This window comes from Collinsella sp. LCP19S3_A6, from assembly GCF_052122015.1.
Taxonomy (GTDB): Bacteria; Actinomycetota; Coriobacteriia; order Coriobacteriales; family Coriobacteriaceae; genus Collinsella.
The window spans coordinates 21,910-47,548 of sequence record NZ_JBQKDD010000010.1 but is presented as its reverse complement, the minus strand read 5'-3'; the positions used below and the strand labels follow the sequence as shown (position 1 = coordinate 47,548).

The following is a 25,639-nucleotide window of genomic DNA, read 5'->3' as shown; positions in this document are numbered from 1 at the left end:
CAATAAAGCGCATCGTGCGTTTCCGTATGGTTTCGTAGCGGCCGTTACTGGGCTCGCTGTCTAGGCGCCGATCTCGGGCAGCTCGGGAACGTTGGTGTCGCCCGTGCGATCGCCGATGCAGATCTGCCACAGCTCGGTCCAGGTGCCATCGTCCTCGATCTTCTTAAGGAAGTCGTTGACAAAGGCGACGCCGTCGGAATCGAGCGGCAGGCCGATGCCGTAGGGCTCTTTGCTGCCGAAGGGCTTGCCGGCGATCTTGTACTTACCGGGCTCGCGGACCAGGGCGCTCTGCTGCATGTTGTTGTCGATGACGTAGGCGTCAACGCGGCCCTGCTGAAGTGCCTGGCGGGCCTCCTCGTCGGTCTTGAACTCCTGCTGGCTGGCCTTGGGGGCGAACTCCTCCAGGATGGCGGGGCCGTTGGAGCCGGACTGGACGGCGACGTTCTTGTCGGCCAGGTCGTCGACGCTCTTGATGTCGTCGTTGTCGGCGAGCACCAGGATGGCCTGCTGGGTGTAGTAGTAGGGGCCGGCAAAGGAGACAAGCTTCTTGCGCTCATCGGTAATAGTGTAGGTGGCAAAGACGGCGTCGACCTGGCCGTTCTGCAGGACGGACTCACGCGTGTCCGAGGTCACCTGGGTGATCTCGACCTTGTTCTCGCCCAGAATGTAGTTGGACAGGAGCTGCGCGATGCCGGCGTCGAAGCCACGGGTCTTGCCGTCCTTCTCGTTGAGGAGGGAGAAGAGCGTGGAGGTCTGAACGCCACCGATCTTAAAGACGCCGGCGTCCTTGACGGCCGTGGCCCAGGTGCTGGCGGCGATGGCGTCGTCATCGGCCTTGGGGCCGTTGTCGACGAGCTTGTCGAATGCCTTGGCATCGAGCGTGGTGGAAGCCTCGGTGTCCTCGGGGCTCTTGGAGGAGCCGGCGGCGGAACCCTTGTCGGCCTCGGCGCTGGTGTCGGAGCAGCCGGCAAGACCAAGGCCGGCGACGGTTGCAAAGGTGGCGGCGATGAAGCCGCGACGGTCGAGAACGACCTGCTGGGAGAGGTTCTTGCTCATGGTAGAACACCTTTCTCAATAAAATCCCTAGCGGTTGAATAGAGTTATACCCTATCGCGCTCAAATGGGTCAACACGAAATAACTCAGAAACATACTTACCTTATGGGTAATTCTACCTACCAAAAAGGGACAGGCTTATTTTGGCAGGTTTTATCTGGTCAAACGTCGATTATTACAGCTGAGATAGCGTTTTGCGGACGGCATGGTCGCTCGCGGCGGTCGCTATAATGGCGGCAACGCGACATATATAAGTAAGGAGATCGCGTATGAACGGCTATTCGTTTTTCGCGCCGACCATGACTTAAAACTATCACAAAGGGGACAGGCACCTTTGTGGTGGTTCTTGCAGATGTGGCGGCCTGCCTCGCTGTTTTGTCTCGATCTGTAACATCTGGACGGACAAAAGGTCTCTATCTGTTACAGATTGAGATAAACAACAGGGGCAAAGACGGTTTGTCTAGATCTGTAACGATTGGGCGAGGATTTGTCCTCTAGGTGTTACAGATCGAGACAATTGAGTTGGGGAAATAAAAACCTCCGCAGGGGTGCTTCCCTTGCGGAGGTTTTTCTACTCGTTCAGCAGGCGTACCGCTTCGGCGGCCATGTTCTCGACCGTTATGCCGTTCTGAGCAAGCAACTCGTTGGGATCGTAGCGGTCGGGAAAGCCCTTGGCGATGCCAAAGGTGCGCGTGCGCACGGGCGTGCAGGACAAGTAGCACGCGACGCGCTCGCCCCAGCCACCGTCCAAGATGCCGTCCTCGAGGGTGACGACAACGCGATGCTCGGCGGCAAGGCCATCGAGAGACTCGCGGTCAAGCTCGGTTGCAAAGCGCGGGTTGACGAGCGTGGCCTCTATGCCGTATTCGGCAGCCAAGCGGTTTGTCACGCGCTCGCCCAGCTCAAAGAAATCGCCAAGCGCGAGCACGGCAACGTCGCGGCCCTGACGCAGCACGTCGTAGCGAACGGCGCTGTAGTCGGTGTCCTCGGCGGGCGCCAAATCGGGGCGGCTAACCAGGCCAATGCCCGGAACGCGGATCGCCACGGGATGCTCGCGGTGGTCGAGCGACCAGCTCAGCATGGACAGGTATTCCTCCATGCAGGCCGGTGCCAGATAGCGCATGTTGGGAAGTCCGCCCAGCATGGATATATCAAAGAACGAGAGGTGCGTCTCGGATGTGGTGCCAAAGATCGACGCGCCAAACACCAGGATGGTTGCGGGGGTGTCGTTGAGGCACAGGTCGTGCCACAACTCGTCGTAGGCGCGCTGTAAAAACGTGCCGTACACACCAAAGACTGGCTTGGCGCCCGAGCGCGCAAGCGCGGTGGCAAAGGTCACGGCGTGCTCCTCGGCAATGCCCACATCGACGAACTGTTTGCCGGCCGCGGCGCGAAGCTCGGGTGTAAAGCCCATGATGTAGGGCGTGGCGGCCGTGATGCCCACGACCTGTGGATCGCGCTCGATGGCGGCGCTGAGCGCCTCGCCCGTAATGTCGGCATAGGTGCGCGGCGCAGGCTCGCTCGGATGGCCCGGGCAGAGCTTGCGCCCAGTAGTCATGTCAAACGGACCCACATGGTGCCAGCGCTCGGGGTCGCTCTGGGCTGGCTCAAAGCCCTTGCCCTTGGCGGTGGAGACGTGCAGCACGATGGGATGATCGATATTGCGCAGTTCCTGCAGCGCGTCGACGAGGGCCAACACATCGTTACCGGCGTCCAGATAGCGGTAGTCGAGCCCCATCGCGCGGAAAACATTGCGCTCACAGGTGCCGTTGCTGGCGCGCAGTTCGGCCAGATTGCGATACAGGCCGCCATGGTTTTCGGCGATGGACTGGTCGTTATCGTTGACGATGATGATCAAGTTGCTGTCGAGCTCGGCGGCGTTGTTAAAGCCCTCAAACGCCAGGCCGCCCGAAAGCGAACCGTCGCCAATGATGGTAATGACGTTGTACGCGTCACCCGCCAGGTCGCGCGCGTGGGCAAGGCCGCAGCCCAGGCTCACCGACGTGGAAGTATGGCCCATGGCAAACAGGTCGTGCTCGGACTCGTCGGGATTGGCAAAGCCAGAAGCCTCACCATAACGCTCCGGATCGATATAGGTGTACGCGCGCCCCGTCAGCGCCTTGTGGGCGTAGGTCTGGTGCGAAACGTCAAAGACAATCTTGTCGATGGGGGAGTTAAACACGCGATGAAGCGCAACTGTAAGCTCAACGACGCCCAGGTTGGGAGCAACGTGCCCACCGACGGCGGCGGAGCTTTCGAGGATTGCCTGGCGGATCTCGCCGCAGAGCAGCGGAAGCTCGGCGCGGTCGAGAGCCTTGACGTCCTCGGGCGTTGTCGTTTGCGTAAGCAGCATCGTTGTGGGTTACTCCATGCGAATCGAGCGCCGGCGCTCCCTCGGCCGGCACAATTGCACAAAACAGTCTCGCACATTTTGGCGTTTGATATGTGACGGCGGCGCGGTAATTCGCCAACTGGTGGGGCAAAACGTTTTGTCCGATGCCATACTGGTAGATTCGATGATGATTAATTCAATGCGTGCAGGCCGTGGCTTGTCGCCGTGAGTCGCTGGAAGGAGGCAGCATGTCCGATGTCGTTCGTGCCGAGAAAATCGCGTGCGAAGTAGACCATGCTGCCCGTCAACTGGCGCAGGCGGGCCGTCTGGACCTGACGCGCGAGTTTATCCAGCATGGCGATGTGACGGTCTATGCACATGTGACTTCGGTAGCGCGGGCGAGCCTGTCTTTTGCCGAGCGCTTGGGCCGTGTCGGTATCTCCGTCGACCGCGCCTCGTTGCTGCGCGGGGCCCTGCTGCACGATTACTTTCTTTATGACTGGCACGATCCCGACCCAAGCCATCGCCTGCACGGATTTCGGCATCCGTTTTTTGCCCTGGCGCGTGCGGAAGAAGATTTTGAGCTGACGTCGCGCGAGCGGAATATTATCGTGCGGCATATGTTTCCGCTGGTGCCGGTGCCGCCGACGTGTCGTGAGGCATGGATTGTGTGCCTGGCGGATAAATGGTGTGCTCTGCGCGAGACGGTCGCCGGCCGTCTGCCGCGCAAGGACGAGGCAGACGATGGCGTGAGTAAAGAATCGAGCGAAAAGAGGAGAGGGTAGACGGTGGGAACCGCGATCGACATGGCATTTGGCGGCGCGACGCTTGCCGCCTGTCCGCTCTCGGCACTGGTGCTCTCGTTTGCCTTTTACGGGTTTTGCGGTTGGGCATGGGAGTCAACAGTCTGCGCCATGCTCAACCAAGGACGCTTCGCCAACAGCGGATTCTTGCTGGGGCCGTGTTGCCCTATCTATGGTGTGGGCGGCATAGCCTGCTGGCTTTTGCTGCGCGGGATTTCGGATGCCTCGAGCCAATTTGTCGCCGCGGCGCTTGTGTGCAGTGTAATCGAGTACAGTGTGGGCCTTCTATTGGAAAAGACAACAGGCGCACGCTTTTGGGACTACTCGCACCTGCCGTTTAACTTGCACGGACGTATCTGCCTGTACTGGGCCTGCGCGTTTGGCCTGGGCGCGTTGTGCATTTGTCGTTTAGTGGAGCCGGCATTGCTGGGACTGCTTGGCCATCTGCCGGTGCTGATTGTGCGGCTGTCCGCCTTTATCGTCGCGGTTGCGATGATGGTCGACGCGGTGTTCTCTTTGGCCAGTTGGCGTCGCCTGTCCGATCAGCTGGAGCGTGTGCGCGCCGACCTTGCCGACCGCATCAATGAGTCGCTTGCCGATGCCTCGGACTCCATGCTCGAACGTATTCCCGATTCGACGATCGACTCGGTAGCGCAGACGCATATCCGCAGTCGCGCCGTTAACGCGTGGCTGGCCGAGCTGGGCGACGCGGCGCTCGATGCCCTTCGTGAGAAGGCTTCGATGCCGACGTTTATCTCGGATGGTGCTCGCGGCCTGGCGCTTGCCGCCCGCCGCGTCGCCGATGCCGCGCCGAGCATGCCGCGTCCGTCGCTCAGTCGTCGCCTTGCCGGTAAGCGCATGAGCCGTCCGGTGCCGAGTGTGTCGCTCAGCCGTCGCGACCTGCGCTTCTTCAATGCTTTCCCGCGCTTGCGCATCAATCGCTACGAGGGCGTCATTCGAGCAACTAATCTCCGCGACCGCGCCCACGAGCTGTTTCGGCGCTAGCCGGGATGGGCGCGCACACGGCTCCCTTGCTCGCGTATTTCCCGTTCGTTTCGCGTCCGTTGCCGCGCCGTTTCCAAGATTGCGGCACCGTTTCCATTCGACAACGCAGCGTTTAACAACGCCGTATCTGGTCTACACCAGTTGCCCCTCGGCCGCATTATGGGCGCCGACAACGTTCATGCGACCAAAGGGGAGCGAATGTACGATACGGGATCGACAACGTTTATGCTCATCTGCACCATGCTCGTGTTTTTAATGACACCGGGTCTGGCGTTTTTCTATGGCGGCCTGTCCAGGCGCAAAAATGTCATCAACACCATGCTTATGTGCTTTGGCGCCATTGGTCTGGTTGGTGTGCTGTGGATTGTCGCCGGCTGGTCGCTGGCCTACGGTGGCGACGGCTCGAGCCCGTTTATTGGAGGCCTTGACCAGCTGCTGTGCCTGCCGGTGCTCAACCAGGTGCTGCAGGCGGCCGAGGGCAATGCTGCGGACGGTGCCGTCTACCCTCAAATCATCAACATCGCCTTCCAAATGGCGTTTGCCATGATCACGGCTGCTATCGTCACGGGCAGCCTGGCCGGCCGCGTTAAGTTTGGTGCCATGGCGGCCTTCCTAGGTATTTGGCTGCTCGTGGTCTATGCGCCGCTCGCCCACATGGTCTGGGGCGGTGAGGGTTCCTTTATCGGCGACATCATCGGCGCGCTCGACTTTGCGGGCGGCGACGTGGTGCACATCTCGTCCGGTCTCACGGGCCTGATTCTCTGTTTAATGCTTGGCCGTCGTCGCGGCTTTGGCATGGTGAGCTACCGCCCGCATAACGTGCCGTTTGTGGCGCTGGGCGCCGGCCTGCTTTGGTTTGGCTGGTTTGGCTTTAACGGCGGCAGCGAGTTTAAGGCCGACGCCGTGGCCGCGCTCGCCATCCTCAACACCGTGACGGCCAGCGCGGCGGGTATGGTCTCGTGGCTTGTCGTCGAGCGCGTGCGCACCGGTCGCCCCACGCTGGTGGGTGCCAGCACCGGTCTGGTTGCGGGCCTTGTGGTGGTCACGCCGGGTGCGGGCTTTGTCGAGCCGTGGGCAGCGCTGGTCATGGGCCTGATCGTATCACCTGTCTGCTACCTGGCTATCAGCCATCTTAAGACCAAGTTTGGCTACGACGATGCGCTCGACGCGTTTGGCTGCCATGGCATCGGCGGCATCTTGGGCGGCGTGCTCACGGGCCTGTTCTGCGTGCCGGAGCTCTCGTGGACCGGTAAGGGCGGCCTGTTCTACACGGGCGACGTGTCGCTGCTCATCTCGCAGATTTTGGGCATTGTGGTGACGGTCGCTCTTGTACTGGTGCTCGACTTGGTGATCGCTGCGGTGGTCAAGGCGCTGTTCCACGGTAGCCTGCGCGTGGACGAGGCAGACGAGGCGCTGGGCCTGGATGCGAGTCAGCACGGCGAGAGCGCGTATCCTTCGTTCTCCGGACTCGATTAGCAGCACGGCTTTCCCAGGCACCCGACCTTGCCCCTCAAACCGTCGCTTGCGTACCGAAGTACGCGGCGCTCCTCTTTCGGGGCAATCTCGGGCACCTCGAAAACCCGCGTCGTTGAATGGCAATTCATTTCTTTTATTGAGAGGAATTCACTATGAAGAAGATTACGGCGATCGTTCGTGCCGAGAAACTTGAGGTTCTTAAGGACGCGCTGTTTGCTGCTGATGTTCGTGGCATGACTATTAACCAGGTGCAGGGCTGCGGCGCGCAGCATGGCTGGAAGGAATACGTGCGCGGCAACGAGTTGCTAGTCAACACGATCCCTAAGGTACAGTTCACCCTTATCTGCGCCGATGAGCATGTCGACGGAATTGTCGACATCATCTGCAACGCCGCCCGCACCGGCGCCGTCGGCGACGGCAAGATCTGGGTCGAGCCGGTCGAGGAAGTTATCCGCATCCGCACCGGCGAACACGGCCCCGCCGCGGTGTAGAATCGACCGCCTGACGGGTGTGCCTCTCTTGGGGCGCGCCCGTTCTCGTCTACAATATCGTGCAGACGAAGGAGAGGCATGCCCATGATCAAGATGTTTGCGAGTGACTTAGACGGAACGCTGCTGAACGCCCTGCACGAGGCAGACGGGACCATTCGCCGTGCCATTCGCGAGCTGACCGAGGCTGGCCTGCATGTGGTTCCCGCGACCGGGCGCTCGACGTTGCCGATTGGCGAGCATGGCTTTACAGGTCTGGCACTCGACGCCTGCTGCTCCAACGGATCCATCGTGCGCAACAGCCATGGCGAGGTGCTCAAGACCTGGACCATCGACCCGCAGATTACTGAGGAGCTGCTCAAGGCGTTCCCGGACATTTGCTTTGACTGCTCCACGCCCGATGGCATGTTCTCGAGCGGATCGTTCGAGATGCACCAGGCGGGCTTTAAAAAGGACAGTCCTATCAGGCGCATCGTGATGCGCGGCATGCGTGCACGTGGGGGGTATCACGAGGAGCAATATTTCGACCAGTCGATCGGTGACATCCTGCGCCATGACGTATGCAAGATCAATTGTCGCGTGACCTCGCCCGAGCTGGAGCGCGACCTTAAGGCGTATTTGGCCGAGCGCTCGGACCGCGTGGTCAACGCGCCGTTCGATCCGGTGATGTTCGAGATCACGGACGTGGCGTGCAACAAGGGCGAGAGCGTGGCTTGGCTGGCGGGCTACTACGGTATTGCCGAGGATGAGGTCGCGGTCTACGGCGACGGCGGCAACGACATCGCCATGCTCAAGCGCTTCCGCCACAGCTACGCGACCAAAAACGGCAGCGATGCCGCCAAGGCCGCCGCGAGCGCGACTATCGGCAGCTGCATGGTCCACGCCGTTCCCAAACACATGCTTGCCACCATGCATAAGCAAAACTCCCGCACCATCATCGAATAATGTGACAAAGGGACTGCCCCTTCGTCGCATCCAAATATTGCCTTTACGTGTTGATGCACACGGTGTGCAATAATACTCGCACTGTGCAATAGCGCACAGGCAGAGTAACAAGGAGGACGCTTGTCCCAGCTCGAGAAATGCGATCGCCGGTCCCTTCGCTCGCAGCGTGCCCTTCGCCAGGCACTTGCCAGCGAACTAGCCGAAAGCGGCGATCTTTCGCGCATTAACGTCGCTTCGCTCACCGAGCGTGCTGGCCTCACGCGCCGTACGTTCTATTCGCACTACCGCGATATCCCCGACTTTATCAATCAAATCGAGGACGGCTTGCTGGCCGAGATCCGTGAGCGCATTGAGCTCATCACCGCAGCTCGGCTGCCTGATCTCTATCACAACATCGATGAGCTCGAGCCGGCGCCCGGTTCGGTTGAGCTACTGCGTTATCTTGCGGCCAACCGCGACTTGATCGGTGCGCTGCTGGGTCCGGGCGGCGACCAGGCCTTCATTAAAAGGATTATCGACACCGCGCGTGAGGCTGTGGTGCCGCGTGCACAGACGGGCATTTTGGGCCTGGCGCTGGGCACGTTCTTTGACTACTACGTCACCTACGTCGTGAGTGCCGAGGTCGGCATGATTCAGCGCTGGTTTGAGCGTGGGCTCACCGAATCGCCCGAGGCCATGGCGCGCATGATGACGGTGCTCGCTTTTGTGCGTCCTGGTGACCTGTATGGCCAACCCATCGATATCAACGTGCCGGAGTACGGCATGAAGCTATTGAACTTGCAGCTCGAGGACGCGGCCGACACCGCCGTAACCGTCGAGTCCAACAACTAAGAGGAGAGACAATGAGCAAACTCGTCGAGGGCATCAAGGACCGTATGGTCGCCGCCGCACGCGAGGCTGCGCCCACCGTGGTGGACGCCGCGCAGAAGGCCGCGACCGCGGCTGCCGAGAAAGTTGCCGAGGCAGTTGCCGATGCCAAGAACTCGGTAGGGGAGACGTCCGTCGCTAGCGAGCCCGCCACCGCCGCCGAGCCCGCAGCCGCCGCCCACGCCCCCGAAGGCGCGATCTTCAACCCCGACAACGCCCACGGCAACCTGCACCTGGGCATCGATGTGGGCTCCACCACCGTCAAGCTCGCCGTGCTCAACGACGACAACCAGCTCGTCTACGCCAAGTACCAGCGCCACCACACCGACGTCCGCGCTTGCGCCCGCGACCTGTTCGAGGGCGCTGCGGCCGTGCTGCCGACGGCCCAGATGACCTGCGCCATTACCGGCTCGGGCGGTCTGCTGCTGTCCCAGTGGCTCGACCTGGAGTTTGTCCAAGAGGTCATCGCCAGCAAGCGCGCCGTCGAGACCCTCATACCTGCCACCGATGTCGCCATCGAGCTGGGCGGCGAGGACGCCAAGATCATCTACTTCGATAACGGCATCGAGCAGCGCATGAACGGCACCTGCGCCGGCGGTACGGGTGCGTTCATCGACCAGATGGCAACCCTGCTGCACACCGACGCCAGCGGCCTCAACGAGCTCGCGGCCAACGCCACCACCATCTATCCTATCGCCAGCCGCTGCGGCGTTTTTGCCAAGACCGACGTGCAGCCGCTGCTCAACGAGGGCGCCCGCCCCGAGGACGTGGCCGCCTCCATCTTCCAGGCTGTCGTGACCCAGACCATCTCGGGCCTGGCGTGCGGCCGTCCCATCCGCGGTAACGTCGCCTTCCTGGGCGGCCCGCTGCAGTATCTCTCCGAGCTGCGCCATCGCTTCTACCTCACGCTCAACCTGGACGAGGAGCACCGCATCGTGCCCCAAAATGCTCACCTATTTGTGGCGAGCGGTGCCGCCATGGCGCACGAGTCCAATAAGCTCAGCACGTTCCCGCAGCTCATCGAGGCCATCGATGCCCTGGGTGACACACAGGGCGCCGAGGTCGAGCGTCTGGATCCGCTCTTTGCCACCGACGAGGACTTTGCCGAGTTCAAGACCCGCCACGACCAGGAAGTCGTTCCCAAGGGCAAGCTCGAAGGCTACACCGGTCGCGTGTTCATCGGTATCGACGCCGGTTCCACCACCATGAAGGCCGCGCTTGTGGGTGAGGACGGCCAGTTGCTGCATACCTGGTACGGCAACAACAACGGTGACATCCTGGGTACGGCCAAGGTCATCATGGCCGATTTCTACAACCACATCCCCGCCGGCTGCACCATCGGCCACGTGACCACCACGGGTTACGGCGAGGCGCTGCTCATCGAGGCCCTCAAGGCCGATTCCGGCGAGATCGAGACCGTCGCGCACCTGCGCGGCGCCAAGGCATTCCTGCCCGGCGTCGAGTTTATCCTGGACATCGGCGGCCAGGACATGAAGTGCCTGCGCGTAAAGGACGGCGTCATCGAGCACATCATGCTCAACGAGGCCTGCTCGTCGGGCTGCGGTAGCTTTATCGAGAGCTTCGCCGTCTCTATGAACATGGACGTGCGCGCGTTCGCCGACGCCGCCATCCATGCCAAGGCTCCGGTGGACCTGGGCAGTCGCTGCACGGTCTTTATGAATTCGCGTGTTAAGCAGGCGCAAAAGGAAGGTGCCACGGTGGGCGACATCGCGGCCGGTCTGTCCTATTCCGTCATTAAGAATGCCCTGTTCAAGGTCATTAAGCTGCGCGATCCCAAGGAGATCGGAAGCCAGGTGATCGTCCAGGGCGGCACCTTTATGTCCGATGCCACGCTGCGCGCGTTTGAGCAGCTCACCGGCGTTCACGCCGTGCGTCCCGACATCGCCGGCTGCATGGGCGCCTATGGTGCGGCCTTGCTCGCCCGCGATCGCGCTGGCGCCGACGGCACCTCGACCATCCTTTCGGCCGAGGACATCGCGCACCTCACTGTGACGCAAAAGCACGTCCGCTGCGGTCGCTGCTCCAACAACTGCCAGCTCACCGTCAATGACTTTGGCGGCGGTAGGCGCTTCATTACCGGCAACCGCTGCGAGAAGGGCGCCGGCCACAAAAAGAAAAAGACCGAGGCCCCTAACCTCTTCAAAAAGAAAAACGAGTTGCTCTTTAATCGCGAGGTACTGAGCCCCGACGAGGCCCCGCGCGGCACCGTGGGTATCCCGCGCGCACTCAACATGTACGAGAACTACCCCTTCTGGCACGCGTTCTTTACGCGCTTGGGCTTTAGCGTGCAGCTGTCCGACCAGTCGAGCAAGAAGACCTACCAGGCGGGCATCGAGTCCATGCCGTCCGAGAGCGTGTGCTATCCGGCCAAGATGAGCCACGGCCACGTGATGAACCTTATCGACCGCGATGTCGACTTTATCTGGATGCCGTGCGTGCGCTGGGAGCGCAAGGAGGATCCGACGGCTGGCAATTGCTATAACTGCCCCATCGTCATGAGCTACCCCACGGCGCTGGCACTCAATATCGACGAGATTCGTGAGCAGAATATCGAGTTCCTGTACCCGTTTGTGCCCTATCACGACAAGACCGAGCTCAAGCGCCGCTTGTACCAGGTGCTTGCCGTCGACCGCGTGGCCGATGCTGAGGCCGGTCGCGGTCGCGTGCGCGGTCCCAAGATCACGCGCTCCGAGGTCGATGCCGCCGTCAACGCTGCCTTTGAGGCCGATGCACGCTTCCACGAGGACATCCAGACCATGGGCGAGGAGACCCTTAAGTGGGTCGAGGACCACGGCGGTCACGGCATCGTGCTCGCCGGCCGCCCCTACCACAACGACCCCGAGATCAATCACGCCCTGCCCGAGCTTATCTCGAGCTTTGGCTTTGCGGTCTTTACCGAGGATTCGCTTGCGCACCTGGTGAAGCCCGAGCGCCCCATCCGCGTCGTCGACCAGTGGATGTACCACAGCCGCCTGTACGCCGTCGCCCGTTTTGTGACGATGCGCAACGACCTGGACCTGATCCAGCTCAACTCCTTCGGCTGCGGCCTGGACGCTCTGACTACCGATCAGGTGCAGGAGATTCTGGAGGCCAGCGGCAAGATCTACACCGTGCTCAAGATCGACGAGGTGTCCAACCTGGGCGCCGCGCGCATCCGCATCCGCTCGCTCATGGCCGCGCTTAAGGACCAGGAGGCCGAGCGCTTGGCCGAGGCCGCGGCCGCGGGCGAGACCTACGAGCAGGGCGATGCCGCGCCGGTGGCTCCCTCCACGGATGCCCCCGCATTCGCGAGCCGCAAGTACACGTTCGAGGCTCAGCGCGAGAGCGCATCGACCGCGTGGCCCAAGGTGCCCTTTACCGAGCAGATGCGCGAGGAGGGCTACACCATCCTGTGCCCGCAGATGGCGCCGATCCACTTTGACCTGGTCAAAGAGGTGTTCCGCGGTGCCGGCTACAACTTGGAGCTGCTGCCCTCGACCGATCACGACGCCGTCGAGGCCGGCCTGCGCTATGTGAACAATGACATTTGCTATCCGTCCATTTTGGTGACCGGCCAGATTATGGAGGCCATCGAGAGCGGCCGGTACGACCTGTCCAAGACGGCCGTGGTTATCAGCCAGACCGGCGGCGGCTGCCGTGCCACCAACTACATCGCACTCATCCGCAAGGCCCTGCGCGAGAGCGGCCACCCCGAGATCCCGGTGATCTCGCTTTCGGCGGTGGCGCTCGGTGAGGACAACCCCGGCTTTAAGATTACGCCGGCGCTGCTTAAGCAGGCAGTCTACGCGGTGCTCTTTGGCGACGTGATGATGCAGATGCTTTATCGCTGTCGTCCATACGAGGCTACGCCCGGTGCCGCCAACGCACTCTACGAGGAGTACATGGCGCGCGCCCGCAAGCTGGCGCCCAAGTTCAACCGCCACAACTACACCAAGCTGTGCCGCGAGGCCATCCGCGCGTTCGACACCATGCCGCTCGTGGGCGAGGGCACCAAGCCGCGCGTGGGCGTGGTCGGCGAGATCTTGGTCAAGTTCCACCCCACAGCCAACAACCACGTGGTCGACGTTATCGAGCGCGAGGGCTGCGAGGCCGTGGTGCCGGGCCTGCTCGACTTCTTCCTGTACTCCATGAGCAACGCCGAGCTGCAGAAGGATGAGCTCGGAAGCTCTGCAACCACGCGCGCTGGTATGCAGGCGCTCATCAAGCTCGTGGACTGGATGCGTACGCCGGTGGAGGAGCTGCTCCAAAAGTCCCGCCGCTTTGAGGCGCCCGAGCGCATCGGCACCATGGCGGACAAGGCCCGTACGGTGCTTTCGGTGTGCAACAACATGGGTGAAGGCTGGCTGCTCACGGCCGAGATGCTCGACCTGATTGACCATGGCGCGCCCAACATCATCTGCACGCAGCCCTTTGCGTGCCTGCCTAACCACGTGGTGGGCAAGGCCGTGATCAAGGAGCTGCGCCGTCAGCACCCCGAGAGCAACATTGTCGCAGTGGACTACGACCCCGGCGCGTCCGAGGTCAACCAGCTCAACCGCATTAAGCTCATGATCAGCGTGGCCAAGGAAAACATGCGCGCCGGTAAGGGCTTTAAGCTCGAGAAGGTGGCGCCGCTCGCGATGGACGAGGTCACCGGCCAGATGCGTGACCATGATGGCTGCGTGAGCTGTGGCTCGGCCAGCGAGGAGGCCGTTGCATCGGTCGCCAAGCGTCTGGGACGCGGCATTAAGAAGTAGTTGGCCTGCTATGTGCTAGATATGAGACAAACGGGTGGTAGTCGTGCCGGCTACCACCCGTTTTTGCTGGACATATGCTGCGTAAACGCCCCAACTATCACCTCTTCCGAAAGCGACGTGTCAGTGGCACCGAAAATCGCCCTTGGAACCCTGAGATAATGAACATATGTAGCCGTTCGCCGCAAATTACCGTCCGTTTATGGAACCCACCCTCAGCGCGCGTCATCCTTACGGTTGAATAAATACACATCCATGGAATTACGTAAGAGAGGACTGTTCCTATGAGCTACAAGACCGTTTGTGTTGCCGGTGGCGGCGTGTTGGGAAGCCAGATTGCCTTTCAGGCTGCCTACTGCGGCTTCGATGTGACGATCTGGCTGCGCAGCGAGGGCAGCATCGGCCGCACTCAGCCCAAGATCGATCATGTGCGCGAGGAGTACATCGCGGCTATCGAGGGCATGGCGGACGGCACGGGCGAGTGGTGTGCCGGTATCGCCGATAGCGACCAGCCCTTCGACAAGGAGGCGGCGCTCGCCGCCGTCGAGCGTGCCTACTCCACACTCAAGCTAGAGCTCGATCTTGCCAAGGCAGTGGCCGACGCCGATCTGGTTATCGAGTCGATGGCCGAGGACACCCAGGCAAAGATCGACTTCTACAAGAAGCTCGCCCCGGTTCTCCCGCAAAAGACCGTTGTCGTGACGAACTCCTCCACGCTGCTGCCGAGCACCTTTGCCAAGTACACCGGCCGCCCCGAGAAGTACCTGTCGCTGCACTTTGCCAACTCCATCTGGAAGAACAACATGACCGAGGTCATGGCTCAGGACCAGACCGACAAGCGCTATTTCGATGAGCTCGTCGACTTTGCCAGCGACATCCGTATGCTTGCCCTGCCCGTCAACAAGGAAAAGAACGGCTATCTGCTCAATTCCATGCTGGTGCCGTGGCTGCTTTCGGGCCTTGATCTGTACGTCTCGGGCGTCAGCGACCCCAAGAGCATCGACCTCGCATGGACGCGCGGCACTGGCGCGCCCAAGGGCCCGTTCCGCGTGTTCGACACCGTGGGCATCCAGACGGCCTATAACATCGTCATGCAGTATCAGAAGGTGCCGGGCTTGGTGAGCCCGCTGCTCAAAAAGATGATGATGCCCTACAACTTTAAGGCCATGGCATCCGTCCTCAAGCAGATGCTCGACGAAGGCAAGCTGGGCGAAAGCTCGGGCGAGGGCTTCTTCAAGTACTAAAAAGATTCCTCGGCCACATTGAGAAACGTATCATTTGCAGTGTCAGTGCGCCGCAGCGCCGCTCGGCAACGGGACAATCCGCTTTATGCGCCAACGCGAACTTGTCGACTTTGCCGTGGACTGGATCGAGCACCATCGCGGCCGCTCCGATTGATCACTTGGGAGCGGAAGGGTTGCGGATTCCCTTCGCGCCCCGCGTTTCCGTATCGCTACAAGCTTAAACTTGCATTAAGGGGCGTTTGTTAAACTGCGAGTCATAATTAGACAGGGCTGGTCAAACGCCGTGGTATATGAGGGAACAACAATGGTATTCAAAGACGGTAACGATATGGAATTGAGTGACAAGGACAGCAGACTGTTTTCGCGTCGAGCGGCTCTTGCGGGTGCGGCGGGCACGCTGGCGCTTGCCGGGACAGGGCTCATGGGCTGCTCGGTCGGCGGGGCCGGCACGGGCGCCGCATCTACTGCGAGCAACGAGCTCACTGACGAGCAAAAGAAACTCCACAAGCAGATCGTCGCGACCTACGACGTCGAGAAGCAGGCGGCCATCAAGGAGCGGCTCGATGCCGAGTACGCTGACGGCGGCTACAACGAGACCACTCCGTTTATCGCGCAGGATCCCTTTGGCACCGATACCCTGAGCTGCTACGTTCGCTTTGCGACAACGGATTCCGTAACCGTCTCCTACAAGGTCGCCGGTCGCAAAAAGACTGGTGACACGCCCAAGGTCGCCGCGTTTTCCCATACGCCCCACGGCGGTGACGCGCCGGCCACGGAACACGAGTTCAAGGTCATCGGCCTCATTCCCAACCACAAAAACACGGTAACCATCACGTGCACGGCACAAGACGGTATCAGCCGCACCTCGACGTTCACGGTCAAGACGCCGGCTCTCAAAGGCGAGGAAGAAGAGCAGCTCGCCGTCACGTCGGGGGAGTCCAATACGCCGCTTGCCGATGGTCTCTTTACTATTCTGGGCAACGACTCGTCCAAGCTCGACTTTATGTACCTCTACGACAACGACGGCCAGATTCGCGGCGAGGTGCCGATTGTCGGCTACCGCAGCCACCGCCTGCTGTTCCCGGGCGATGGCAGCATGATCATGAGCGTCTCGACTACCAAGATGGCCCAGATCAACGCCATCGGCCAGGTGGTAAACGTCTGGAGCACGGGCGACTACGAGCTACACCACGACTACGCTTTCGATGACGATGGCAACCTGCTGGTGCTGGCGAGTCACGCCGGCTCCGAAGCCGATTTGGACGTCGATCGCCCGGCTGCCAAAAAAGATAAGGACGATCGCGTTAATGTAGAGGACCTCATCATTAAGGTCGACATAACAACAGGTGACGTCTCTCTCGTCGTGGACCTGGGCGATATATTCCCCAACCTCAAGGCAAGCGCCAAGGTTGCCTCGGACGGCGACCTGGATTGGATTCACATCAACACGATTCAGTGGCTCGGCGGCGGCACCGTTTTGCTCAGCTCGCGCGAGACCTCAACGGTCATCAAGCTCACGGATATCTACGGTACGCCTACGGTCGATTGGCTTATGGGCTCGCCAGAGTTTTGGGCCGGCTCGGGCTTTGAGGACAAGTTGCTGCAGGCTCAAGGCGATTTTTCGCTCAACGCAGGCCAGCATAGTGTGACCTATCTGCCAAACGACGAGACGACCGCGACTGGTCGCTACCAGGTGCTGCTATACGACAACAACTTTGGTGCTGCCGAGAGCTATCCCAAGTTTGACTGGGGCCAGCTGGGCGCTGCGGTAGTGACCGACTACAGCAAGGGAACGCATTCGTTTGGGCGCATTTTTACGGTGGACGAGACCGCGCGCACCTACGAGCTTGTGGACCAGATCGCAGTGCCGTTCTCAGGTTACGTAAGTAGTGCGCAGCGCGTCGGCGATTCGAATAGCATGCTCGTGGCATCGGGCATAGCCAAGACCTTTGCCGAGTACGATCGCTATGGACTGCCCATTGCCACGTACGAGATGGAAGCCGAGAAGTACATCTACCGCGTGTACAAGTACGAGCTGTAGCGCTGCGCTTGGCTGTGCCCCGCGGCTGCGCGCGCTCGTACCGGGCCTACCTCACGTTCCGCATCACTTCACGTCAAACTCCACGCGATCGAGTTCGGGTACGTTGAGGTCGATGAGCTTGCGGGCAACACGGCGGTCGTGCGCCCCGAGCGTCTCGCTTGTCGTTACGCGAGCGACAGTCTGGCGCTCGACAACGCCCTCCTTGTCGCCCTCGGTAGCCGAGGTCTCGACGGCGACGGTGTAATCCTTAAAGCCCGGCAGCACCGCCGCAAGTTCGCGCGTGGTTTCAGTGACGCCGTAGCCGTCTTGCACGCCGGCCTGCGCCGAGCCAATAGACCCCGCCGTCATAATAATGCAGGGGATGGCAAAGATCACCGTGCCCACGATGATGCGGCGGCGCACCTTGCGCGATAGCTCGTTGACCTCGGCGTTTTCTTCAGCAGTCACAATACCGTCGCCGTTCAGGTCGCGCTTGAGCGGCACGCGCAAAAGAAGCAGCACGGCTTCGGCAGCCAGTGCGATAAAGACCACGTTGATGCCAAACTCATAAAGCGCCGAGAGAAACAGTGACCCGCTTGCAATGGCGATGCCATAGCCCGCCGCGCACAGGGGCGGCATGAGCGCGGTCGCCACGGCCACGCCGGCGATAAGCGTGGCAGGTTCCTGGTCACGCGAGTTGCCCAGCCCGCCCGCAAAGCCGCCCGCGAGCGCGACGGCAAGGTCCCACACAGTGGGCGTCGAGTTGTCGATGATGGCGGCCGTGGTGGTGCCAAGGGGCGAGAGCTTAAAATACAGCGTGGACGTGATCAGACAAAAGGCCATCTGTAGCGCGAGGCCGGCGACGGCCTCGACGGCAATCTCGCGGTCGAGCGTGGCGATGCCATATGCCATGGCAAGGACCGATCCCATGAGTGGGCAGATGAGCATGGCGCCCACGATGGCAATGTCCGAGTCGATATCGAGGCCGATGCTCGCGATGAGCATGGCGATGATGAGGATGCATAAGTGCGAGCCGGTCAGCCGCGCCCCGTTTACAAAGCGCTTGCGAATCACGTGATAGGGTGCGCGACCCTCGCGAATGTTGAATGCGCGCTTTAGGAAGCGGCCGGTGTTCTCCAGGGCCTCACTATGGGCAGGTCGAATGCCGTGGCGCCGGTGATGGCGTTTGCGTAGTCGCTTGATCTGTTGTTTGTCGAGTTCCATGTCCACCTCGTATTGCCGCAGGAACGCGGGTGCGCTCGCAGCATGTACTCTACACCGTGGCGGGCGGGGCGGTCATCTTGACGTGAAACTTAGACGAGCAGGTAAGGGGGACGTCAAATGCGGTTGCGGCCGAGTGTTTCGACAGATACAGAGCGCGGGGCCGGATGGTCTCCGGCCCCGCGCTCTGTACGGGTACGTTGTTGTTAGGTTTAGCCCAGCAGACTCAGGCCGACGGAGACAAACGCCAGGATAACGCCAACGACAGACTCGCCTCCCAGCAGGCCGCTGGCGACGACCAGGCCCTGCTCCTGGAAGGCAGCATCCTTGGAAGCCTTCTCTTTGCCCGAAAGACCGGCGGCGTCGCGGTGTGCGGCCCACTTGTCGTAGGCGAGCTTGACGCAGGAGCCCAAGAAGGCCGTGAGCGACATGTAGAACGGCAGGTACACGCCCAGACCGATCATCATGGCCGGAATGCCGAGCCAATACATGACGATGCCGGCGATAAAACCGCCTGCGAACCACGGCACGCTCGGGATGCCCGAGACCATGGTGGCGACTACGCTTGCCTGCGCGGCCACAAAGCTCTTGTCAGGACCAAAGGCGTCCGGACCATAGGCGGTGACGAGCGCGACCATGACGGCGGCAGCGACCAGTGCGCCCACGATGCCGCCGATGGCCTGGCCGATCCACTGTGCGCGCGGGTTGGTGCCCAGCACGGCGCCGGCCTTAAAGTCGTTCATGACGTCGCCCGCAAGGCCGCACGCCACGGCCACGATGCCGGCGATAAAGAACAGCTTGACCTGCGCAAGCTGCGCGAAGGCCGCTACGATGAGCATGACGATGAGGCCAAAGATCTCCATGGGGTCGATACCCGTCTGACCGCAGCTCTGCGCACTCATGATGGTGGTGACAAAGGTGAACAGTGTGACGATGACGGCTGGGACGGGGCCAAGGTCGAGCGCGATGGCGATGATCACGGCGATGGCGGCGGTGCCCAGGCCGATGATGCCGGCGTCGAGCTTAAGCGAGCCCGAGATGAGCGACTGCTCGTCGGTGTCGGTGGAGCTGTCGGCGGCAAGACCGCGGACGATACCGGCGACCTGCGGCAGGATGTCTTTAAGGACGACGGCGACGCCAAAGCCCATCATAAGGCCCATACCTAAGGACTTGACGATACCCTGCGCGGTCACAATATCGAACAGGCCGGCAGCGGTGCCGCCGACGATAATGCCAAAGTTGCCCAGCAGCGCGCCGGCAAACCAGAAGGCGACGGGGGCAAAGCCCACCAAAAAGCCGATGGACAGCAACATGGGCGAGTTGTAGATGGCAAAGGTCACGCCGGGGATATTGAGCGTGCACAGCATGCTGGGCACCACGCCCAGGGCGTCGCGCAGCACGCTATAGATGCCTGCGATGGCCATGGAGCAAAAGAGCTGCTTGCCGGTCTTGCCGCCGGCCTCGGTAGCACGCAGGGTCTGGGCTGCGGCGTTGCCGGTGGGAAACTCCAGCGCGGCGTCCACGATAAAGTGACGGTGGATGAGCGCCGTTGCTAGAAGGCCCAAGATGGTGCCGGCGAGCGCCACGATAAACATGTCGAGCCAGCTGATCTGGTCGGCATAGCCCAGCATCCAGGCGCCCGGGATGGTAAACGCCAGGCCGCCGGCGACCATGGCACCCGCGGACATGATGGTGTGGGTAACGTTGGCCTCGTTGAGGCTGGCATTGCCCATGAGCTTAAGGAAGAACAGCGAGATGACGGCAGCGAAAATGATCGGCCAGGGGAGGGCGCCCATCTTGAGGGCCGTGTAGGCCGAGCTTGCCGTGATAATCACGCAGCCAAGGACGCCGATGACGACGCCGCGCAGCGTGAGTTGACCGCGCATAGAAGTGCGGTTCGAGGGATTGCCCATATAGAACTCCTTTGCGTATATCCGCTTCCCCCGAAAGCGCCGCTACGGATACGGCGCGGGAAGTCGGGTTACCAAGGGCCGCCGCGTGAGCTCGCGCACGACCGCGCATCAGTATAGCGGCAAGGTAGTCATTTTGGGACGGGGCTATTTTAGCTACCCTTTGACAGTCGACGAATTATCTGGGATTGGGGCAAATATCAACCGACATATTGGGGTAGCTAAAATAGCCCCGTCCCAAAATGACTACCTGGGATGGCTGGTTCGGGTAGGCGATATACTGCTGGGCAGACGAAAGGAGCGCCGGCGATGCTTAATGGGTGCGCATATATATTGACGGTCGACGTGGGCAACACGTTCATTCGCTTTGGTCTGTTTGCCGAGGATTCGGCCGCGGCGCAGGAATGCCCGCTTGCGACGTGCGAGATCACGACGCCGCCGAGCATTACGGCCGATGAGGCGCGCATGAGGCTCGCGCGGGTCATGGGCGCACTGGCAGCCGATGCGGGCATGCCTGGTGTGCTCGTTCCCGCGGCAGCAGTGCTGAGCTGCGTGGTGCCGGCGCTCGAGCGCCCGTGGAAGGCGGCACTTTCCCGTACCTGCACGGGGCGCGTGCTCACCGTGGGGCCGGGACTTAAGACCGGCATGCCCGTGCACTACGACGACCCGGCCGAGATCGGTCCCGATCGCATCGCCGACGCCGTGGCGGCCCGTGCCGTCTACGGCTCTCCGTGCATCGTGATCGACCTGGGCACTACGACCAATATCGAGGTCATCGATGCACGCGGAACCTTTGTCGGCGGTGTTATCGCGCCGGGGCTGGCGCTCGGCGCTCGCTCGCTCTCGGCCGCTGCGGCGCGCCTGCCGCAAGTCGAGCCCTCGGCACCCACGCATGTGATCGGTCGCAACACGCGCGAGGCCATGCGCTCGGGCGTGGTCTTGGGCGAGGTTGCCCGTATCGACGGCATGCTCGACATGGTGCTTGCCGAGATGCGCTCGACCAAGGCGGCAGGCGAGGGCAGCGTGCCCATTGTCATCACCGGCGACGATGCCGAGGCGCTCGCGGCGTTGGTCGGCCACAGCCTGACGGTAGACGACGCGCTGACGCTGCGGGGTCTCGCCGAGCTGTACCGCATCAACCAAAAGCCTCGCCGCGCATAAAGCCAAGAACGTCGGCGCCGGGAGGAAACAGCCCCACCTTTCACCTGCTACAATGGGCCAAACTATTTCGATTTCGGAGGTGTCTGCCATGTCGGACGATCTTCATCAAACCGCGTCGGGCAAGCGCCGCGACGTTATTAGCTGGGACGAGTTCTTTATGAGCGTGGCCATCGCCGCGCAGCGCCGCAGCAAGGATCCCAATACGCAGGTGGGCGCGTGCATCGCCAGCACCAACCACCGCATTCTTTCGGTGGGCTACAACGGTACGCCCTCGGCGCTCAACGACGACTTTTTCCCGTGGGGCACGAGCGATGACCCGCTGCAGGACAAGCATAACTACGTAGTTCATGCCGAGGCCAACGCCGTGCTCAACTACCGCGGCTCGCTCAAGGACCTTGAGGGTTCCACGGTCTACGTCACGCTGTTCCCGTGCCACGACTGTGCCAAAATCCTGGCGCAGGTAGGTGTGGGCGAGGTTGTCTATCTGGACAATAAGTACGCCGACACCGACGACGGCCGCATCAGTCGCCGCATTCTCGACTCCTGTGGCATTAGCTTCCGCCAGGTTATCGTCGATGTCCACATTGGTACCGGGGAACAAACGCAGCAGTAGCGGCAGCGTGTACGAGCGCCGGGCGTTGGCAAAAGCGGCTAATTAAGCCCCGTTCCAAATTGACTGTCAAATTAACTGCTCGTGAAAGTCGTGTCCGCGCGCATGGACGGCTCGCGAGCGGGTACATGGCTGTAGTAACATAGCTCTGTCCGCGGGCGCGCCCGCGTTATTGTGAGAAAGGAGCCCCTGTGGCTGTTAACGAAGAGCTGCTTAAGAAGGTTCTTGAAGAGATTCGCCCCAACCTGCAGGCCGACGGCGGCGACATGGAGTATATGGGCGTTGATGACGAGGGCGTCGTCAAGCTGGAGCTCCAGGGCGCCTGCGCCGGTTGCCCCATGAGCGCTCTGACGCTTTCCATGGGCGTCGAGCGTATCCTCAAGGAGCACGTGCCCGGCGTTACGCGTGTCGAGCAGGTCAATGCCTCCGGCGAGGCCGAGGATCTGTACGACGAGTATGCGCCGTTCTGAGAAGCGAAAGCTGCGGGCGATGTGCTCCGCATAGACGTCATGCCCAAATGTGCGGCTGCGAGCGAAAGGCCCGCGGCCGCATTTGTATGTAGGGAGCAGGGGGACCGATATGCTCAACGACCTCTACCATATGCTTGATCCTGTCGCCATTTCGGCGGGGCCCATCACCATCTACTGGTACGGCTTGGCCTATGTGGTCGGAGCTCTGCTCACGGCGGTCGTCATGTACCGCACGCAGCGTCGTTGGGGTTTTGACATTACGGTCGACGACCTGATGAGTGTCGTGGTTGGTGTGGTCTTTGGCCTCATCATTGGCGCCCGTCTGTTCTACGTCATCTTTTACGGTGACGGCTACTACTGGGCGCATCCGCTCGAGATCTTTGCCACCAACGAAGGCGGCATGAGTTTCCATGGCGGCCTGGTGGGCGGCATCATCGGCGGCGTGCTCGTGTGCCGTATGTACAAGCTCGACGCCTGGACCATCGCCGACCTTGCCGTTATCGGTGCTCCGCTGGCCCTGTGCCTGGGGCGCTGCGCCAACTTTGTCAACGGCGAGCTGTGGGGCAAGCCGACCGATTTGCCCTGGGGCGTGATCTTTGGCGGCACCGCGGGCGATATGCCGCGCCATCCATCCCAGCTCTACGAGGCATTTCTCGAGGGCATTGTGCTCTTTTGCATTCTGCAGGTGCTCAGCCGCAAAAAACCGCTGCTGCCCCAGGGTGCGTTTATGGGTGTGTTTGTGATGGGTTACGGCATCGTCCGCTTTTTCGTTGAGTTCGTGCGCGTGCCCGATGCCCAGCTGGGCTATCTGCTGGGCGGCGTCATCACCATGGGCCAGCTGCTGAGTTTGCCGCTCGTGATTGCGGGCCTGGCGCTCATCATTTTTGCCCTCCGTCGCAACCGTCCCCAGCGCATCTATCTCGACGCCTAACCACCACATACACCACAAAGGGGAACAGGCGCCTTTGTGGCGGTTTTTCCAGGCAACGATGACAGAACCGTAACGTTTCCCCAGATAAAACCTGCCAAAATAAACCTGTCCCTTTTTGGCAGGTTTCTAGAAAGGCTTTTCGGACTGTGAAGGATTCCGATCTCTCCACAACGGCTGCGCGCGACGCCGCCCGCATCGTTTGGTTTAAGCGCTATCCCGCCAAGCAGACGCTCGTCGCATTTTTGCTCGCCCTGCTGGCGACCACGGCGTTTTCCATCGATCCCGCCCCGGTGTCGAGCAACGCGGTCCTGGCGATCGATCCAAAGGCGACGGGCATGCTTTACGTGTGCTACGAGGTACTCCTCTCATTTGCCGGCCATACCGACGCTGTGATGCTGCTCGCGCTGGCCTGCCTACTCACGCTGCCGTTTCGCTATGTGTTCTTTGGCCGCGGTGACGCTTGGCGCCCCTCGGTCGTGCTGCCGTCGCTGTTCTTTGCCGTCTGCATGGTGTTCGGCCGCAGTTACGACCTCACCGATTCGGCCGAGATTGTGCTGGGCGACAAGGCGCGCGTTATCTGCGCCTGGATTGGCGGCGCGGGCTGGATGCTTCTGGCGATTGTGTCCTTCTATCTGGCTTTTGAGTTTTTGGATTGGTTGAGTTCTCGCCGCATTCCGTTTTCGGAGGCGCATTTTGGCCGCGTGTGGCGTGTTACCCACGCCGTGCTCTCGGTCCATCCTTTTGTTGGGCCGTTTCTTGTGCTCATGATTGTCTGGGCGCCCACGCTTATCGCCTCGCTGCCCGGCCTCTTTATGGGAGATACGGGCGCGCAGATTCGCCAATGGTTCAACTACCCCAATGGCACGAGCGACTACCTGCGCCTGCTTAACCCCAACGTGCTACTCAACGGCCATCATCCGGTGGTGCACACGGCCATCATCGGCTCGTGTGTGCAACTGGGGCTTTCGCTATTCAATAGCGCCAATGCGGGTCTTGCCATCTACACCTGCGCCCAATTTGTCATCACGGCCGCCTGCGTGGCCTATTCCATATCGTCGCTGCGCAAGCTGGGCGTGAGCCTGCCGGTCCGCGGCGTCATCTTGCTGTTCTTTGCGTTTATGCCGATGTTCTCCAACTACGCGGCGCTGCTGACCAAAGACGTACTGTTTGCCGATGCGTTTCTGGTACTGCTCGTTCAGACCGTCAAGCTCGTGGCATGTGGCCTGCCCCGTCGCGATGTCAATGCCGAGCGCGCGGGCGAGCGCACGCCTGTGCTCTTTGCGCGCCACGACTGGCTGTTGCTCGTGCTGGGCGCCATGGGTTCCACGTTTTTGCGCAATGGCGGCCTGGTCTTTCCGTTGGCGGCCTGCGTGATTGCGGCGGCGTTTTGCGCCTGGGACGCGCATGTGGCCCGTCGCGTGGTCAAACAGTCTGGCGTCGCACCCTCATGCGCCACGCCGCGCTTCCGCTGGGCCGGCGTTCTCGCGGTGCTCGTGCTCTGCCTTGCCTCCAACATGTACTTTACCAAGGTCTTTATGCCCGAGCACGATATCACGCCGGGTTCCAAGCGCGAGATCCTCTCGATTCCGTTTCAACAGACGGCGCGCTTCGTCCAAAAGCACGACGGCCTTAATTCGGGCGTTAACCCCAAGGTCAAAGACGACGGCACGATTGAGGAAGCTCCCTGCGACGGTCTGGTGACCGATAAGGAACGCGCTGCGATCGATCGGGTGCTTAAGTACGAGAATCTGGGCCGCCGTTACAACCCCGACAAGTCGGATGCCGTAAAAAACTGTTTTAACGAGTACGCCTCACAGGAGGACATCAAGGCCTATTTTGAGGTGTGGGCCCAGATGTTCAAAAAGGATCCCGAGTGCTATATCTCGGCGCTCATCAATAACTACTACGGCTACTTTTATCCGAGTGCCCGCGATGCGTGGGTCTACAGCACGGCGCGCAGTGCCGAGATCATGGCGAAGCCCGATAACCTCAAGTACTTCGACTTCCATCCGGTCGATAGCAAGGTTGTGCGCTGGTGCGACCACCTGATCAACCTGTATCGCGTGGCAGTACAACGCATCCCGTTTATCTCGCTCACCATGAGCTCGGCCACCTATGTGTGGATCATGATCGCTGTGGTGGTCTATCTGCTACGTCGTCATTCGTGGCGCGGGCTGGCCATTTGGGTGCCGCTGCTGGGCGTGCTCGCCGTGTGCCTGATCGGTCCCTGCAACGGCTCGACCTACATGCGCTACCTGTATCCAGTCATCGCCTGCATGCCCTTCGCCATCGGCGCCACCATTACCCGCAGCGACCTCCTCTGGTTCTAACTTGGTGCAAAGGGGACA

Annotated in this window: 18 protein-coding genes; 14 read left to right on the top strand and 4 right to left on the bottom strand. The window is 61.3% G+C overall.

Annotated features, from left to right (window positions below; translation table 11 throughout):
* Window positions 1–60 precede the first annotated feature (60 nt).
* On the bottom strand, window positions 61–1,056 hold the full coding sequence (locus ACTQVX_RS07310) for a glutamate ABC transporter substrate-binding protein (protein WP_427718227.1): 996 nt from the start codon (window positions 1,054–1,056) through the stop codon (window positions 61–63).
* A 569-nt stretch (window positions 1,057–1,625) separates the two neighbouring features.
* Window positions 1,626–3,407 carry a 1-deoxy-D-xylulose-5-phosphate synthase gene (locus ACTQVX_RS07305; protein ID WP_441560718.1) on the bottom strand — a complete coding sequence of 594 codons (1,782 nt, stop codon included), beginning with the start codon at window positions 3,405–3,407 and terminating at the stop codon, window positions 1,626–1,628.
* Between the two features lie 227 nt (window positions 3,408–3,634).
* On the opposite strand from ACTQVX_RS07305, the gene ACTQVX_RS07300 reads away from it, so the two are divergent.
* The 9 genes from ACTQVX_RS07300 (at window position 3,635) to ACTQVX_RS07260 (ending at window position 17,009) form a co-directional block, all read left to right on the top strand.
* Window positions 3,635–4,171: an HD domain-containing protein gene (locus tag ACTQVX_RS07300; RefSeq protein WP_441560716.1), complete on the top strand. Its 537-nt coding sequence runs from the start codon at window positions 3,635–3,637 to the stop codon at window positions 4,169–4,171.
* A 3-nt stretch (window positions 4,172–4,174) separates the two neighbouring features.
* Entirely contained in the window at window positions 4,175–5,194 is a 1,020-nt protein-coding gene (locus ACTQVX_RS07295) for a putative ABC transporter permease (RefSeq protein ID WP_441560714.1), read from the top strand.
* A gap of 198 nt (window positions 5,195–5,392) precedes the next feature.
* Complete coding sequence (locus tag ACTQVX_RS07290) at window positions 5,393–6,670, top strand: ammonium transporter (RefSeq protein ID WP_441560712.1); 1,278 nt, start codon at window positions 5,393–5,395, stop codon at window positions 6,668–6,670.
* A 152-nt stretch (window positions 6,671–6,822) separates the two neighbouring features.
* Entirely contained in the window at window positions 6,823–7,161 is a 339-nt protein-coding gene (locus tag ACTQVX_RS07285; protein ID WP_117629936.1) for a P-II family nitrogen regulator, read from the top strand.
* Window positions 7,162–7,245: 84 nt separating this feature from the next.
* Window positions 7,246–8,103 carry an HAD-IIB family hydrolase gene (locus ACTQVX_RS07280; protein WP_441560710.1) on the top strand — a complete coding sequence of 286 codons (858 nt, stop codon included), beginning with the start codon at window positions 7,246–7,248 and terminating at the stop codon, window positions 8,101–8,103.
* 120 nt (window positions 8,104–8,223) lie between these two features.
* Complete coding sequence (locus ACTQVX_RS07275) at window positions 8,224–8,934, top strand: TetR/AcrR family transcriptional regulator (protein WP_154514843.1); 711 nt, start codon at window positions 8,224–8,226, stop codon at window positions 8,932–8,934.
* Between the two features lie 11 nt (window positions 8,935–8,945).
* Window positions 8,946–13,727, top strand: coding sequence for an acyl-CoA dehydratase activase-related protein (locus ACTQVX_RS07270; RefSeq protein WP_441560708.1), 4,782 nt, complete (start codon window positions 8,946–8,948; stop codon window positions 13,725–13,727).
* Window positions 13,728–14,008: 281 nt separating this feature from the next.
* Complete coding sequence (locus ACTQVX_RS07265) at window positions 14,009–14,968, top strand: 3-hydroxyacyl-CoA dehydrogenase (protein WP_154514839.1); 960 nt, start codon at window positions 14,009–14,011, stop codon at window positions 14,966–14,968.
* Between the two features lie 304 nt (window positions 14,969–15,272).
* The gene (locus tag ACTQVX_RS07260) at window positions 15,273–17,009 is read left to right on the top strand and encodes an aryl-sulfate sulfotransferase (RefSeq protein WP_441560706.1); all 1,737 of its coding nucleotides are present in this window, start codon (window positions 15,273–15,275) and stop codon (window positions 17,007–17,009) included.
* A 63-nt stretch (window positions 17,010–17,072) separates the two neighbouring features.
* Here ACTQVX_RS07260 and ACTQVX_RS07255 read toward each other — a convergent pair whose 3' ends face one another.
* Window positions 17,073–18,212: a DUF389 domain-containing protein gene (locus ACTQVX_RS07255; RefSeq protein ID WP_441015161.1), complete on the bottom strand. Its 1,140-nt coding sequence runs from the start codon at window positions 18,210–18,212 to the stop codon at window positions 17,073–17,075.
* Between the two features lie 209 nt (window positions 18,213–18,421).
* Entirely contained in the window at window positions 18,422–20,122 is a 1,701-nt protein-coding gene (locus ACTQVX_RS07250; RefSeq protein WP_441560704.1) for an OPT/YSL family transporter, read from the bottom strand.
* 306 nt (window positions 20,123–20,428) lie between these two features.
* Between ACTQVX_RS07250 and ACTQVX_RS07245 the strand changes: the two genes are divergently transcribed.
* The 5 genes from ACTQVX_RS07245 (at window position 20,429) to ACTQVX_RS07225 (ending at window position 25,621) form a co-directional block, all read left to right on the top strand.
* Window positions 20,429–21,280 carry a type III pantothenate kinase gene (locus tag ACTQVX_RS07245; RefSeq protein ID WP_154514831.1) on the top strand — a complete coding sequence of 284 codons (852 nt, stop codon included), beginning with the start codon at window positions 20,429–20,431 and terminating at the stop codon, window positions 21,278–21,280.
* Between the two features lie 88 nt (window positions 21,281–21,368).
* A complete protein-coding gene (locus ACTQVX_RS07240) occupies window positions 21,369–21,893 on the top strand; it encodes a deoxycytidylate deaminase (protein WP_154514829.1) in 525 nt (174 codons plus the stop codon).
* 188 nt (window positions 21,894–22,081) lie between these two features.
* On the top strand, window positions 22,082–22,360 hold the full coding sequence (locus ACTQVX_RS07235) for a NifU family protein (RefSeq protein WP_370450539.1): 279 nt from the start codon (window positions 22,082–22,084) through the stop codon (window positions 22,358–22,360).
* A gap of 109 nt (window positions 22,361–22,469) precedes the next feature.
* A complete protein-coding gene (gene lgt, locus ACTQVX_RS07230; RefSeq protein ID WP_441056382.1) occupies window positions 22,470–23,291 on the top strand; it encodes a prolipoprotein diacylglyceryl transferase in 822 nt (273 codons plus the stop codon).
* Window positions 23,292–23,437: 146 nt separating this feature from the next.
* On the top strand, window positions 23,438–25,621 hold the full coding sequence (locus ACTQVX_RS07225; protein WP_441540260.1) for a DUF6020 family protein: 2,184 nt from the start codon (window positions 23,438–23,440) through the stop codon (window positions 25,619–25,621).
* The last annotated feature ends 18 nt before the right edge of the window (window positions 25,622–25,639 follow it).